We start from the raw sequence: 15658 nt of genomic DNA on the forward strand, positions 1-15658 counted from the left end.
ACTTAAATATCTCTTTGTTCTTTATGATTATTTTTCATGCAATATTTTTTGTCGTTAGATATCAAAAAGCTATTGATCCCACAAGATTTCTATTATCTTATATATTTTTTAATTTATTATTTGTGATAGTTCCAACTGTATTAATAAATTATTGGAAGCATTTGCCTGTTGACAATGAAATAGAAAGTATAGGAACACACAATGATTAAATAACAATTAATAATATAGAACTTTGTCAAAGTTTAAATCTTTGACAAAGTTAAAAACATAACCATGGAGATAAGGGGAACTCATTTGGAAATAGATAAGTTTTATCTTATTTTTAACAGAGGAATTAATTCTAAACTAACTTTCTTAAGTAATGAAAATTATAATTATTTTCTTCAGAAGGTTAAAGTATATTTAGTTCCCTATTTTGATATTTATGCTTATTGTTTAATGCCAAATCATTTTCATTTTCTTCTCAAAGTAAAGTCTGTCGAAGAAATAGCTTTTTCTGAAAAAAAGAGTGGACTCCATTCCGAAGATGGGTTTTTCAGTAAAGCCATTGGCAAATTGATTAGCAGCTATACTCAGTCTTTTAATAAAGTATATCAAAGAAGCGGACCCATTTTTGAGTCACCTTTCAAAACAATACATATAGATTCTGATGATTATCTTAGAAATTTAATTGTATACATTCATCAAAATCCAGAAAATTTTCATACTTATAAGTTTTCATCTTATCCCGCAATAATTTCCAATGCAGAAACTAACATTATGCGTAAGGATGTTTTGGAGCTATTTGGTGACCGTGAAAATTTTATACAGTATCACTTAAAAGAAATTAACTTAAACTTTGTCAAAGATTTTTAACTTTGACAAAGTAATTAAAAATAAAAAATGGCAATACTCGTAACAGGAGGTTTAGGATATATCGGTTCCCATACGGTGGTGGAACTTTTAAATAACAATTTTGAGGTTGTTATTGTAGACGATTTATCGCATTCCGAGAGATTTATATTAAAAAATATTGAAGAAATTACAGGGAAGAAACCTGTTTTTTATCCTTTCGATTTAAAAAGAAAAGAACTTTTAACGCAGGTTTTTGATGCTCATGAAATTGAGGGGTGTATCAACTTTGCGGCATTCAAAGCGGTGGGTGAAAGTCAGGTAAAACCTGTTGATTACTATGAGAACAATTTGTTTTCGTTAATCAATATTCTGCAGGAATTTAAAGAAAGAGGAATTTCAAACTTTATTTTCAGTTCATCCTGCACGGTTTACGGACAGGCGGATGAAATGCCGATCCATGAAAATACTCCGTTAAAAATGCCTGAAAGCGTTTACGGAAAGACAAAACAGATGGGAGAGGAGATCCTGACTGACTTTGCAAAAGCATATCACCGTAAAATTTCTTTATTGAGATATTTCAATCCGATCGGAGCGCATCCTTCCGGGAAAATCGGGGAACTGCCTATTGGAATTCCGAATAATTTAGTACCTTACGTGATGCAAACTGCGGCAGGAATCCGTGAAAAACTAAATGTTTGGGGAAATGATTATCCTACCGAAGACGGAACAGCAGTTCGTGATTATATTTATATTGTAGATTTGGCTAAAGCCCATGTTGCAGCACTGAAAAAATTAATGGCAGACGATTCTGATCATGCGGTGATTGATATTTTTAACTTAGGAACAGGAAAAGGTTCATCGGTTCTGGAAGTAGTAAAAGCTTTCGAAACAGCAAATGACGTGAAAGTTCCTTACCAGATCTGCGACAGGAGAGAAGGAGATATTACAATTGCTTATGCAAACGTAGATAAAGCCCAAAAAGAGCTTAACTGGAAGTCTGAGACATCTTTGGAAGAAGCGTTACGAACAGTTTGGCAGTGGCAAAAATATTTAGAAACAAGAAACACTTAATAATTTGTACAAAAAAGAAGACATTTATATGAAAACACAAAGAATAGGCATCACGTTTTCGTCATTCGACCTGCTTCACGCAGGACATATCAAAATGCTTGAAGAAGCAAAAACGGTATGTGACTACCTTATCGTAGGTTTGCAGATTGATCCCTCTCATGATCGTCCAACCAAAAATAAGCCGACTCAGACTATCGTAGAGAGATATATTCAGCTAAAAGCAGTAAATGCTGTTGATGAGATTATTCCATATTACACAGAGGAAGATCTTCTGGATATTTTAAAATCTTTCGTAATTGATGTAAGAATTATCGGGGACGATTATTTAGACAGAGATTTCACCGGAAAAAAATACTGCGAAGAAAAAGGAATTGAGATTTTTTACAATAAAAGAGATCACAGGTTTTCTTCCAGCGATTTAAGAAAAAGAATCTACGAAGCCGAACTCCAGAAACTGGAAAAAGCAGAAGCTGCAAAATAAAAAAATCCCGAATTTAATTTCGGGATTTTTTGTTTGTATGAAAGGCGGATTACATTGGTCCACCTTGCTGATCGTCTCCGGTTGCATTGGAGTTGATGTCTTTTTTACGTTTCGGCTGTTCTACTTTTTCGTTTCCTTGCTTGAATCTATAGGTCAAAGATAAAGCAAATTGTCTTGGCTGCCATTGCATATAAGAATCTCTTATACTGTTTGCAGTGTATGTTGTAGCCTGCATCGCTCTCGTATTGAAAATATCCTGAATATTGAAAGATATTGTTCCATTACCATCCCAAATCGTTTTCGATGCTCCGAAGTTAATGGCATACATATCTTTTCTGTCCTGATAAGCAGTTTTTTGCCCTCCTCTGTAGAAACCTTGAATCTGGAAATTAAAAGTTTTGTCGACTTTAAAAGTTGTGGTAAGTCTTGCTCTTGTTGAAAAACCACTACCGTTAAAATCTGCAACTGCCTGAATAGGATTTCCGTTTTTGTCGAATGTGTCATACAAAGTGCTGCCTTTGGTATTATATCCAAATAAATCTAGGTTACCTAAAAATTTAAGCCAGCTTGTTGCATCCCAGTTAAAATTCAGATCTAAACCGTAACGGTCATCAGATCCCAAATTAATTGGCTTGGTATGAGATTCAATACGTCTTGGTATAATAAGACTTCCATTTTCATCTTCTGCAAGTTTATTATAAACTAACATTTTTGTATCATCGGTCTGATGTCTGAAATACAAAGTCGGGTTAATAGTGAATTTCTTTTTAGAAATACTGTAACCGAACTCGTAAGAATCTACGTAGGAAGGATTCAGATCAATATTTCCGTCAAAAATATTTTGATTATCACTATAATTCGGGTTAGGAATCATAAAGAATGATCTTGGACGATCAATTCTTCTCGCATAGTTTAGTAAAAGCTGATTGTCTTTAGCAAATTCATAGCTTAAATAAACACTTGGAAACAGATTATTATAATTCTTTGTAGTAATTATAGCCTTATCCTTAGGAGATAAATTGGCATAATTAATATCGATATTAGAGATTTCATCTCTTAATCCTAATTGATAGCTTATTTTTCCGATCTTACTTTTAAACTGCAAATAAAAAGCATTAAATGTTTCTTTATACGTTGCGTCATAGGTGTAAGGTCTTAAGAATGATAAGGTAGGATTTAAAGCTGTACTTTCCTGAACATCATTGCTGTAATCATTAGAGTTGATGTCTATTCTGTATCCTGCCTCTAATTTGGAATACTCTCCAATCGGCAATTCGTAATCTGCTTTACCAATTAACGTTTTATTTTTAGTGTTCTGGTTTACAATATCCTTAAGGCTGAATATTCCATCTCTGGTTTCATCAATATTAGTATCATTAAAAGATCTGTTGCTCTGTAAACTTAGTGATACGGACAAATTCTGACCTTTATCGTCAAATTTATGATCTATTCCAAAATCTCCCTGAAAAGCAAGATTGTTATTTGTACCCAAAGTTCTTCTGTTAGAAGATGAACTTGGATTACTTAAATAAAAATAGCTGTAGTCAATATTTCCGTCATTTTCACTGTCAAAAGTTCTCACCGTACCGGAGGCGTTAAGTGAAGTTTTTGGAGAAATGTCGTATACAACTCCTGCGGAAGCGTTGTAATTGTTATTCTTACTGTTGGTTACTGAATTTTGATGTCTTTCCGTAAAATCGCTTGCGGCAATAGCATTAGAGAAATAATCGTCGCTTCTGTTTGTATTTTTAGATTCTCTATAACCACCTCCGCCATTAAGAAACCATGAGAAGTTTCCCTTTCTCCAGCTTAAATTGGTATTAAGGTTTGTTTGTGGCAAATATCCTAAAGTTCCGGTAACACTTCCGTTGAAGCCTGTTTTCTTATTTTTCTTAAGAATAATATTTAAGATACCTGCTGTTCCGCTTGCCTCAAATTTTGATGAAGGGTTGGTAATTACTTCAATTTTCTCGATCTGATCTGCCGGAATACTCTGCAACGCATTGGCTCCGTCATCAATTCCAAGAAGGGCAGAAGGTTTTCCGTTGATCAAAAATTTCACATTAGAGCTTCCTCTCATAGAAACCGTTCCGTCTGTGTCTACAGAAACCGAAGGAACGTTGGAAAGGACATCCTGAAGATTTCCACCTTTACTTACAATATCCTGAGACGGATCATACGTTCTTTTATCCAGTTCCACCTTGTAAGGCTTCGTAGCCTGAGCTGTGATCACAACTCCCTGAATGTCTCCTGTTTTCAGATTGGTTGCGCTTTTTTCAGGGTCGATTGATAAAGCACCGATGTTTCCTGCCGCAGTAATTTGTTTGTTAACTACGCTTTTCTGGTAATCGATTGCTTCAATAGTAATGTCGTAAGCTCCCGGAGCAAGGTCAAGCTTGTACTGACCTTTTTCGTCGGTAAGCGTAGCATCACTGAACTGTTTGTTTGCCTTGTTACTGAAGGTAACAGAAGCGTAAGGAACGGGCTGGTTGTTTTTGCTGACCACCGACCCGGAAATACCGACCTTCTCCTGTGCAAAAGCCAATGCCGCTGCCGAAAGTACAAAAGTAAGCCCTAAGGTTTTCTTTGTAAAAATGTTAATGATTTCCGTCTGATTCATAAGGTATTTTTTGTGTAAAATCGTGAAAGATTTTACTTAATATTGTGAAATTGTTAATCTGTTTAAATTTCAGAATACTAAGTTTAATTTATTATTTGTAAGGTATATGTCGAATTAAAAAGCCAAATGTTAGTTATAGAATTGTTAAAAAAAAGTTAATATGATTGTTATTTTATATTTTTTGAATTCAGCCAGTCCTGATAAGCTTTAGCATTAATAGCATGTTGCTCTGCACTTGCTGTAAATTTGTGGTATCCGAATCTCGCAGGATCGGCACACATAAAAATATAATCGTTCTTTTCTGCATTTAACACTGCATCCACAGAATTTTTATCTACTACGCAAATAGGTCCCGGAGGAATTCCTTTATTAGCATACGTGTTGTATGGCGATGGAGTAGACAGATGCTTGTAAAATACTCTTTTAATCTGTTCCTTAAAATTCGTTTGCTTATTGATTGCATAAATTACCGTTGGATCAGATTGAAGCTTCATCCCTTTTTTATAACGGTTAAGATACAATCCTGCAATCGTTTTCTGTTCGTCCTTTTTTCCTCCCGATTCCTTGTATACAATAGAAGCCAGAGCATAAATCTGATCTCTCGTTAAATCGGATTGCTCTTCTTTAGACTTTCTTTCGCTGTTCCAGAATTCATTGTACTGATCATCAAATTTTTTGAAAAATTCTTTCGGAGTTACCGTCCAGAAAAAATTGTACGTATCGATAAAGAAATACTTTTTTAAATCTTCCGCATTGTTATAGCCTTTTTCGGCAGCAATCGAATTAAAATCATTCACAAACTGTAAAGAATCCTGTTCTGTTTTTTTGGTTACTTTACCAATCATCTGATAAACATCCCCAAAATCACCAATTCTAAAGCTGTTCTCACTCTGATTTCCGGCTTTAATCATATTAACCAAATTCGCATTTCCCAGACCTTTCTGGAAATGATAGCGTCCCGGTTTGAAATATTTTTCAAGATCCTTTTCTTTCGCAACGGCTTCAAAAGCTTCTTTATTGTCAACATATTTCGCCGCAGAATCAAGGATTTGTTTAAAATTCGCTTGGTGAGGAATCAAAACATATCCGTCTTTTTCGATGTTATTACCGTAATATTTTTTATAAAATTTAAATCCAAAAAATCCGCCTGCTATAAAAACAAGCAGGATGATGATAAGAATTGCTTTCTTCATTTAAATGGTGATTAAAAGTTTTACTTTTTTAAATAAGGTCTATTTTGCCTCTAAAAACCTGCTTTGCAGGACCTTCGAGCCAGATGTTCTGAAATGTGTCTCCGTTTTTTTCAGCATATACTTTCAGATTTCCGCCCAAAGTTTTAACTTTTACAGAGATTAGATGGTTATTTTGCAGAAAAGTTAAAGCCGAAGCCGTAACTCCGGTTCCGCAACTGTACGTTTCGTCCTCAACGCCTCGTTCATAGGTTCTTACGAAAATCTCATCCTCCGAAATTTTTTCCATAAAATTCACATTGATGCCTTTTTCCTTATAATTTTCAGAATTTCTGATGCTGTTTCCTTCCGCAAAAACGTTGTAGTTAACGATATCTTCCACATATTTCACGTAATGCGGCGAACCCGTATCCATTACCGTATCCTCTCCGTCATTGGAAATGGTAGCAACATCGCTCATTTTTAATTTTACAATTCCATTGTGGATTTCGGCAATATGTTCTCCATCGATAGCAGTGAATTTACAGTTGCCTTCAAAAATATCAAGGAAAAAAGCGAACGCTACAGAACATCTCGCTCCGTTTCCGCAAAAACTTTTAGAGCCGTCTGAATTGTAATAATCGACTTCAAAATCATACCCTTTCGCTGTGTTTATTTTGATAAGTCCGTCTGCACCGATCCCGAAACGGCGGTCGCAAAGTTTCTGAATATTTTCAATGGAAAGATCATCCCATTCTCCGGAACGATTGTCTATCATTACAAAATCGTTTCCTGTACCCTGATATTTATAAAATTCCATATTTCTTAATAGAATGTTTGTTTTAAAAATTGAAACTGCAAAATTACTATAATTAAAACGAAAACGAACAGTGTTAGCTGCCCGTTTCCTTATTTATATCGGTTTATCTGAATCCGCCTCCGCTTCTCGTTGGCTGAGGAGAAGTTGTCTGCGGTTGAGGAGTAGAAGTTCCCGAACTGTTTCTGAATCCTCCGCTGTTTGAATTCGTATTGCTTCCGGAATTATTTCTAAAGCCACTGTTTGAGTTGCTGTTCCCCGAATTATTTCGGAAACCGCCGTTGTTCTGAGGTCGTGGAGTTGTTGTATTCTGCTGTGGATTTCTGAATCCGTTATTCGGTCTCTGGTTGGTATTCTGTCCGTTGTTCGGTCTGAAACTTCCGTTCGAACTTCCGTCGTTTACACCGCCTCTGAAACCGTTATTAGGTCTTGCCGAAGTCGTTCCGTTCGATCCCGATCTTCTTTCAACATAAACTTTTCTTCTGGAATTATTATAATTCTGGTAATAATAAGGCATTCCGTTATCATAATAATACGTGTAGTCGTTTCTGTAATAATATCCGTCATTTCCCCAATATCCGCCGTTTCCGTAATATCCCTGAGGCGCATAATAATATCCGTTGTCATAATAAGGATCTCCGTAATTATTGGCATAAGGATCCGAATATATCGCGCAGGAAGTTAAACTTGCCATTGTAATTAAGCTGAATGCTATTTTAAATAAATTTTTCATGTTTTTAATGTACTTTTTTTTCTTTATAACTTTTTTTCCAACTGGCGTATCCCTGAATCGCCATAAATGTAAATACCAAATATTGAACCGAAGTGATTCCGAGTTCCTTATAAATCATCATCGGAATGCAGATAAAATCTCCTATGATCCAGAAAATCCAGTTCTCTATGCGTCTTTTCGCCATAAACCTCATCCCCACCAGAAAAATAGAAGTGGTAATCACATCCAGCCAGTTTCCCCAGTCCAAATGATCCAAACCTAAATCCACACCTTTCATGGAAAACTTATTGTCAATATAAGGCTTGAAATAATACACTACCGTTACTAAAATTAAACTTAAGACGAAAAGTAAAATTCCGTACAGCCATTCTTTTTTGGATGCCCAGCTTACTTCCACATGAACGTGATCCTGGGAACTTTTTCCCCACAGAATCCATCCGTAAACACTCATTACAGTATAATAAACATTAATCATACAGTCTCCGAGCAGCCCGAAATTAAAAAGAATATACACATAAATTAAAGTTGAAACAATTCCTGTAGGATAAACCCAGATATTTTTTTTAATGGAAAAATAAACACTTAAAATTCCGAATACCGTAGCCGAAAATTCCAGCAAAATCTGCGTAGCAGAGTAGGTTTCATAAGGTTTTATGAAAAGATCATATACATTCATGCGGTCAAAAGTAAATAAAAAAACACTTACTTTGCAATGATTTAAATATTATGAAAATCAGATTTTTAAGTTTCATAATTTAAAATTAACAAGGAAAAATTATTAATAAACGTTAATGTTTCTAAATTTTTTATATTTTCGTAAATCTTTAATAAATAATAAAATATGTCTAAAATTTGGACCAAAAAACCGATGAGTGCTTTCGAAAATGATATGAAAAGCAGTCAGCTCAAAAGAGTACTCGGTAAATGGAGTCTTACAGCTATCGGAATCGGGGCTATTATTGGTGGAGGAATTTTCGTACTTACAGGAACCGGAGCGTATTATCATGCGGGACCTGCATTGGCTCTTTCCTTCATTATTGCCGGAATTGCTTGTGTATTTGCAGCGTTGTGTTACTCAGAATTTGCATCTATTCTGCCTGTTGAAGGTTCTGCGTATGCGTATGCGTACGGAACAGTGGGAGAAATATTTGCATGGATCATCGGTTGGGGACTCATCCTCGAGTATGCGATGGGATCTATGACAGTAGCCGTTTCCTGGTCGGGATATTTTAATAAGTTGTTAAAAATGTTCGGTCTTCATCTTCCGGATTACCTTACCTCAGATCCAGCAAGTTATTCAGGAGAAGGTTTTTCAATGAATTTACCGGCATTCCTTATCGTAATTTTTGTAATTTCTATCCTTATCAAAGGAACTAAAGAAGCTGCAAAAGCAAATAACCTTATCGTAATCATGAAGGTTTCTGCGGTTCTTTTCGTGATTATTGCCGGAGCATTCTTCATTAATGCAGATAACTGGAATCCTTTCATTCCTGCTGCTACAATGGTAAAAGAAGGAGAAAATCTTAAAGAAGCTTACGGTATTCAGGGTATTATTTCCGGAGCGGCGGCAATTTTCTTTGCGTATGTAGGTTTCGATGCCGTTTCTACACAGGCTGGAGAAGCGATCAACCCGAAAAAAGATGTTCCGTTTGCGATCATTGTTTCACTTTTGGTTTGTACAGGATTATATATTTTGGTATCTCTTGTTTTAACAGGGATGATGCATTACTCAGACTTCAATCCTCAGGGAAAATATCCGGACGCAATTAAAGCACCTGTAGCGTATGCATTCGAAATTGCAGGACAGGGTTGGGCTGGATACATCATCACGATTGCAGCAACTGTAGGTTTAATTTCCGTATTGATGGTAATGATCATGGGACAATCCAGAATTTTCCTGGGAATGTCTAAAGACGGTCTTATTCCTAAAATGTTCAGCGATGTTCATCCGGTAAGAAAAACACCGGCTAAAAGTTTAATGCTTTTAGGAATCATTATCGCTACTGTTGCAGCGTTTACACCAATTAGTAAACTGGCAGATATGACGAGTTTCGGTACTTTATTCGCATTTACAATGGTTTGTGTTGCGGTTTGGATCTTAAGAAAAAAAGAACCGAATATGCCAAGAACATTTAAAGTTCCTGCACTTCCTGTAATCGCAACATTAGGAATCTGCATCAACCTTTATCTGATCTGGAACTTAAGCCACGAGGCAAAATACCTTTCCATGGCTTGGTTAGCGCTTGGTGTGGTCATTTACTTTACGTACAGTTTAAGAAACAGTAAACTTCACAAAGTGGGTTATGGCGAAACGTTCAAAGCAGAGCAGGAGCCGTTAGAAAAACCTGATTTAGATTAAAATTTTATAAATAGATCAAATAAAATCCACAGAATTCTGTGGATTTTTTATTTTTGTGAATATGAAAAAGCTTTTACCATTTTTACTGTCATTCTCCGGGATTTTTACATTTTCTCAGCAGATTGAAAGTTCAGAAACAATTTTAAACGACAAAATCAGCATCAGAGCCATTGAAATCTACGATAACAAAGTCTGGTACAGCGGAACGGATTCTAAGTTTGGTTATGTTGATTTAAAAGATTCTGGCAATCAGAAACAGATTAAATTATCGGAAAAGAAATTGCAGTTCCGTACTTTGGGACAGGATAAAAAGGCTTTTTATGCCATCAATATCGAAAGTCCCGCTGAGTTTTTTAAGATCGATAAAAAAAGCTTGAAATATGAAGTAGTATTTAGAGATACTGTGAAAACGGCTTTTTATGATGCGCTTCATTTTGTGAATGATAAACTGGCTTATACTTTCAGTGATGCTGACAAGGACAGCAAATTAAAACTTGCCAAATTTGATAACGGAAAATGGGCTATGCTTAAAAATGATGTCGTGCTGAATGAGGGAGAAGCAGCTTTTGCAGCAAGCAATACCAATATTTCATCCACCAAAAACTATTTATGGATTGCAACAGGAGGGAAAGCTTCAAGAATTTTAAAATTAAATTTTAAGAATAATCAGTTTAAAATCATCAAGACTCCGGTTATTCAGGGAGAATCTTCTCAGGGAATCTATTCCATCGATTTCTTAGACGATACATTCGGGATTGCGGTTGGTGGAGATTACACAAAACAGGAAGCTAATATCAACAATATCGCCACAACCAATGACGGCGGAGAAACATGGCAAATCCAGGCTTCCGGAAAAAATGCAGGATATACAACCTGCGTGAAAATTAAACCAAATTCCAAAGGAAAAGAGATTATTTCTGTCGGAGATCGACACATCAGTTATTCTTCTGATTTCGGGAAAACGTGGAAGAAAATTTCAGAGGAGAAAGGTTTTTTTGTTTGTGAATGGGTAAATCAGGATACCGTTGTTTTTGCAGGAAATGGTAAAATTTCTGTCATGAAATTGAAATTCTGAATCTAAAGAATAGAATTTAACTTCATAAATTTCAAAAACGATTATTTTTTTGAACTTATCTTTGATGTCTTTATATGGAGTCTGTTTAAACTTTTTATTTAACCGCAAAAGGTACAAAAGATAACTAACCTTTTATTTAAAGTTGATCATTATAAATGAAAAAGTTCACCATAGTTTTTAAAAATCTTTGATTTTTATTCTTTTGAGCACTTTGAATATTATTGAAATTAGCTTTAACATTGTCTTTTGTGCCTTTTGTGGTTAATTCTGAAATTAGATTAAATATATTTAAATTCGGAATATTTAGACTCATTATAAATTTCATAAAAACGACTAATATATTTCATGATACAAAATTCATCAGATATAGTTAATTTTGCATTGTGAAACCTGATTTCGGTTCACCTTAAAATTGTAAACAGAAAATGAATTCTTTAATCGATAAATATAATATTCCCGGACCTCGTTACACTTCTTATCCTACCGTTCCTTATTGGGACGAAAATTCTTTTACTCCGGAATTGTGGAAGCAGAGTGTGATCCGAACATTCAAAGAAAGTAATGCAGAAGAGGGGATTTCCATATACATTCACCTTCCTTTTTGCGAAGCTTTATGTACGTTCTGCGCATGTCATAAAAGGATCACAAAACAACACAGCGTTGAAATTCCTTATCTCGAAAGTGTTTTGAAAGAGTGGCAGCTTTACCTTAAACTGTTTAACGAAAAGCCCAAACTGAAGGAATTGCATTTAGGAGGCGGAACTCCGACTTTTTTCTCTCCAAAAAACTTAAAAACCTTACTGGAAGGAATTTTTGAAACGGTGGAAATTGCCGAACATCAGGAATTTTCTTTTGAAGGACATCCGAATAATACCACGAAAGAACACCTTCAGACTTTGTACGATTTAGGCTTCAGAAGAGTAAGCTTTGGCGTTCAGGATTACGATCCGAAAGTGCAGAAAGCGATCAACAGAATCCAGTCTTTCGAAAAAGTGAGAGAAGTAACGGAATGGGCGAAAGAGATCGGTTACAGAGGAATCAGTCACGATTTGGTTTTCGGACTTCCGCATCAGACTTGGGAAGCGATGGAAAGTACCATCCGCAAAACGATGGAATTAAAACCGGATCGATTGGCATTTTATTCTTACGCGCACGTTCCGTGGGTGAAAGGTGTCGGACAAAGAGGTTTTGATGAAAACGATTTGCCAAGTGGTGAAGAAAAACGCCGTTTGTACGAAGACGGTAAAAAATTATTAGAAGAATTAGGCTACATCGAAGTCGGAATGGATCATTTTTCTCTGGAACATGACGATTTGTACCAGTCTCTGATTCAGAAGAAATTGCACAGAAATTTCATGGGCTATACCTCAAGCAAAACCCAGTTGATGGTTGGTTTGGGAATGTCTGCCATTTCAGATTCTTGGTATGCTTTTGCCCAGAATATCAAAACCGTGGAAGAATACCAGAAAATGGTGGAAGAAGGAGAAATTCCTGTCGTGAAAGGTCATATTCTGAATGATGAAGATCTTACGGTAAGAAGACATATTCTGAACCTGATGTGTCAGTTGGAAACCACTTTTGACATCAATAATTCTTTTCCTGAGCTTGAAAATGCATTTGAAATGCTGAAAGAAATGGAAAATGATGAGCTGGTGGAAATTAACGGTCATCATATCCAGATTACAGAAAAAGGAAGAGCCTTTACGAGAAATGTAGCAATGGTTTTTGATCTCAGAATGATGAGAAACAAGCCGGAAACGAGAATTTTCTCGATGACGATATAATGGCATGAACAGAAAATTTCTTTTGATATTTCTTTATCTGTATGCGCTGATTTTCAGTGTTTCAAAAACAATAAGGATTCCGAATGAATGGGCAAGATCTCATTGGTTGCTGGATTACAGATTTGGATTTATCAAAAGAGGTTTAGCCGGAGAATTATTTGGTTTTCTGTCGCAGAAAAATCAATTTTCAATAACCGTTCTTTCAGCAGGGATCTTATGTTTACTGTACTTTTTAATTTTAAAAATTGCATTAAAATCCACCTTAAGTTTTCAGAAAAGTTTTTACAGGATTTTATTCTTTGTCATTTTTCTGCTTTCCCAATACATCGTTTTTTCTGCTCATTTAATCGGCTATTTGGATCATGTTATTTTCCTGCTGACTATTTTATCAGTGTACCTGATCGGGCGGGGAAAGTTATTTTTATCTTCGTTGGTGGCGGTTTTCAGCATTTTTATTCACGAGATTTCTCTTTTTCTGATGCTTCCTGTCTGTTGTTTTTCCATTATTATGAATGAAACTTCAATACAGCAGTTTTCATTCAGAGATATTTTTTCGAAACATCTTTTAAAGAAATTTGGTGTATTTATTATTCTGCCTCTTTTTGCTGTGTTTTCAATTTCTTTTTTTCAGGAAATTTATGGAGGAAATTATTATTCTGAAATTTTCAGCTATCTGAAAGGCTCATCAATTTCACCAAAAGTTGCAGATTCTGTTTCCGGAGCCTATACAAAAAGCTTTTCGTATTATTTTAAAGATCAGTATGTGCATTTTATACAAAGGCTGTTTATATCTAAAGCGACGATATTTTACGGAATTCCGCTTCTTTTTTCTTTATGGATGATGTTTAAGGAATTCAAATTACAGAAGAATATTCAGTTGTTCATACTTTTGGCATCAGTTTCTTTTATTCCGTTGCTGTTGCATGCCATCGCTTATGATACCTACAGAATCTGGAGTTTCCCTTTTATGATTCTGTTTTTAATTTTCTGGATTTTAAGCTCAAAATATGAAAAGAAGGTACATCAGACAAAGCCGGTATCGATTCCGGAAATTGTATTTTTTATGGTTGCTTTCTTTTTTGTAACCCTGATTCCCAATTTTTTATTTGATGATGAAACGGAGAGGTTTTCTTTATGGATGAGGCTCATTTTAATCCTTCCGATTCTTTCAATTCTTTATTTTTTTGAAAAAAGCTTCAATCAGAAAACCGACTGAAGCCTATTAAAAACTGTTTGAAAATTTATTTAATTATTATTTTTTTGCTGTAAGATTTTTCATTTCCTGAATTTAAGTTGATGAAATAAACTCCCGAAGGAATTCCTGAAATATTTACACTGTTGTCATTTTCAATTTTTCCCTGTTCCAAAACCTTTCTTCCTTCAAAACTGATGATCTCAACCGTTGTGTTTTTATCCTTCACGCCCTCGATGAAAATCTTTTTAGAAGCAGGATTCGGATAAACTTTTATCTGGTTTGAAAGGTCACTTTCCTGAACTCCTAAAGTTGTAGTTGTAATTCTGAAAATTTTACCGCTGTTAACGGCAGCTACAAAAAGCTCATTTTGATTATTCACTCCGAATGTTGAAAAATTATTGCCTGAAAAAGCGGGCGTCCACGTGATCGAATCATCGGAATTCAGACTTCCGATCTGCGTGGAGCAGTAATCTGCAAAAAAATACCTTCCTTGCAATGCTGGAAACTGTGTCCCTCTGTAAACATAACCTCCCGTTATCGAACATTTTCCTCCGGAATGATCATAGGCTGCAACAGGAAAAGTCATCGTCGATTGCACAGCGCAACCTGCCGTATTGTACGTGTTATTTCCTTCATAACAGCGCCATCCGTAGTTAATTCCGGCTTGTGTTAAAGGCATTCTGTTGATTTCTTCAATCTGTCCCTGTCCCACATCGGCAATCATTACGTTACCTGAAACAGTATCGAAATTAAACTTCCACGCATTTCTCAATCCGTAAGCCCAGACTTCATCGGCTCCGTCAACTCCCACAAAAGGATTTCCGGGCGGAATGTTGTACGCTCCGGTAGAATTGATGTCCAACCTCAGTAATTTACCCAAAAGAGAATTCTTATTCTGGGCATTATTGTTCGGATCGCCGCCGCTTCCGCCATCACCGGTAACCACCCACAAATAACCATCCGGTGCAAAATGAATACTTCCACCATTATGGTTATCAAAAGGTTTTGGGAGATTCAGAACAATTTTTTCAGTTGCAGGATCGGCAACATCAGGATTGGCAGAACTTCTGGTGTATCTGGCTACAGTAATATTTCCGCCGGTGTCATTGTAATACACAAAAAAATACCCGTTTGTCGGGTATTGCGGGTGAAAAGCCAGTCCGAGAAGCCCTCTTTCTCCTCCGTAAGTGATTTTTGAGCTGATGTTTAAAAAATTAGTAGAGTTTACTGTTCCATTCGATTGTAAAATTTTAATGATTCCGTTTTGCTGAACAACAAACATCCGGCTGTCGTTGGCGTTGGTGATTTCTACGGGTGCCGTAAACCCGGTCGCAAATTCTTCCAGAGTAATGCTTTGGGCATTAAAGAGGAGGGAAGAAAAAATACCTGCGCAAAAAAGTAATTTTTTCATAATATTTTGATATTTAGTGTATTAAATCTGAATGAAAATTTCATACCAATCAAACTTTGAAAAATTCATTAAAATATCACGAAAAAATTATTAAATCTTAAATGAAAAT

At 35.7% G+C, this 15658-nt stretch carries 13 protein-coding genes; 7 read left to right on the forward strand and 6 right to left on the reverse strand.

Annotation, left to right across the window (positions count from 1 at the left end; all coding sequences use genetic code 11):
- Positions 1 to 273: 273 nt before the first annotated feature.
- Genes BW951_RS13090 through BW951_RS13100 form a run of 3 tightly spaced genes read left to right on the forward strand, consistent with a single transcriptional unit; the run spans position 274 to position 2386 of the window.
- Positions 274 to 855: a transposase gene (locus BW951_RS13090; RefSeq protein ID WP_076393528.1), complete on the forward strand. Its 582-nt coding sequence runs from the start codon at positions 274 to 276 to the stop codon at positions 853 to 855.
- Positions 856 to 882: 27 nt separating this feature from the next.
- Positions 883 to 1905 carry a UDP-glucose 4-epimerase GalE gene (gene galE / locus BW951_RS13095; RefSeq protein WP_076393530.1) on the forward strand — a complete coding sequence of 341 codons (1023 nt, stop codon included), beginning with the start codon at positions 883 to 885 and terminating at the stop codon, positions 1903 to 1905.
- A 28-nt stretch (positions 1906 to 1933) separates the two neighbouring features.
- Positions 1934 to 2386, forward strand: coding sequence for an adenylyltransferase/cytidyltransferase family protein (locus BW951_RS13100; protein WP_076393532.1), 453 nt, complete (start codon positions 1934 to 1936; stop codon positions 2384 to 2386).
- A 49-nt stretch (positions 2387 to 2435) separates the two neighbouring features.
- Here the strand turns inward: BW951_RS13100 and BW951_RS13105 are convergent, their stop codons facing one another.
- From BW951_RS13105 to pnuC, 5 genes are all read right to left on the reverse strand, one after another.
- Entirely contained in the window at positions 2436 to 5006 is a 2571-nt protein-coding gene (locus BW951_RS13105; protein ID WP_076393534.1) for a TonB-dependent receptor, read from the reverse strand.
- A gap of 167 nt (positions 5007 to 5173) precedes the next feature.
- Complete coding sequence (mltG, locus tag BW951_RS13110; protein WP_076393536.1) at positions 5174 to 6199, reverse strand: endolytic transglycosylase MltG; 1026 nt, start codon at positions 6197 to 6199, stop codon at positions 5174 to 5176.
- Positions 6200 to 6227: 28 nt separating this feature from the next.
- Complete coding sequence (dapF, locus tag BW951_RS13115; RefSeq protein WP_076393538.1) at positions 6228 to 6995, reverse strand: diaminopimelate epimerase; 768 nt, start codon at positions 6993 to 6995, stop codon at positions 6228 to 6230.
- Positions 6996 to 7098: 103 nt separating this feature from the next.
- Positions 7099 to 7725, reverse strand: coding sequence for a hypothetical protein (locus BW951_RS13120; RefSeq protein ID WP_076393540.1), 627 nt, complete (start codon positions 7723 to 7725; stop codon positions 7099 to 7101).
- Between the two features lie 4 nt (positions 7726 to 7729).
- Positions 7730 to 8401: a nicotinamide riboside transporter PnuC gene (gene pnuC, locus BW951_RS13125; protein WP_076393542.1), complete on the reverse strand. Its 672-nt coding sequence runs from the start codon at positions 8399 to 8401 to the stop codon at positions 7730 to 7732.
- 165 nt (positions 8402 to 8566) lie between these two features.
- On the opposite strand from pnuC, the gene BW951_RS13130 reads away from it, so the two are divergent.
- The 4 genes from BW951_RS13130 (at position 8567) to BW951_RS13150 (ending at position 14159) form a co-directional block, all read left to right on the forward strand.
- Positions 8567 to 10084, forward strand: a complete 1518-nt coding sequence (locus tag BW951_RS13130; protein WP_084196433.1) for an APC family permease — start codon at positions 8567 to 8569, stop codon at positions 10082 to 10084.
- Between the two features lie 61 nt (positions 10085 to 10145).
- Positions 10146 to 11159: a WD40/YVTN/BNR-like repeat-containing protein gene (locus BW951_RS13135; RefSeq protein ID WP_076393544.1), complete on the forward strand. Its 1014-nt coding sequence runs from the start codon at positions 10146 to 10148 to the stop codon at positions 11157 to 11159.
- A gap of 425 nt (positions 11160 to 11584) precedes the next feature.
- Positions 11585 to 12943, forward strand: coding sequence for an oxygen-independent coproporphyrinogen III oxidase (gene hemN / locus BW951_RS13145; RefSeq protein ID WP_076393548.1), 1359 nt, complete (start codon positions 11585 to 11587; stop codon positions 12941 to 12943).
- Positions 12944 to 12947: 4 nt separating this feature from the next.
- On the forward strand, positions 12948 to 14159 hold the full coding sequence (locus BW951_RS13150; protein WP_076393550.1) for a hypothetical protein: 1212 nt from the start codon (positions 12948 to 12950) through the stop codon (positions 14157 to 14159).
- 25 nt (positions 14160 to 14184) lie between these two features.
- On the opposite strand, the gene BW951_RS13155 is transcribed toward BW951_RS13150, so the two are convergent.
- Positions 14185 to 15549 carry a PQQ-dependent sugar dehydrogenase gene (locus BW951_RS13155; protein ID WP_076393552.1) on the reverse strand — a complete coding sequence of 455 codons (1365 nt, stop codon included), beginning with the start codon at positions 15547 to 15549 and terminating at the stop codon, positions 14185 to 14187.
- Positions 15550 to 15658: the final 109 nt, after the last annotated feature.

The sequence above is a fragment of the Chryseobacterium gambrini genome (genome assembly GCF_900156825.1).
In the GTDB taxonomy this organism is placed as follows: Bacteria; Bacteroidota; Bacteroidia; order Flavobacteriales; family Weeksellaceae; genus Chryseobacterium; species Chryseobacterium gambrini.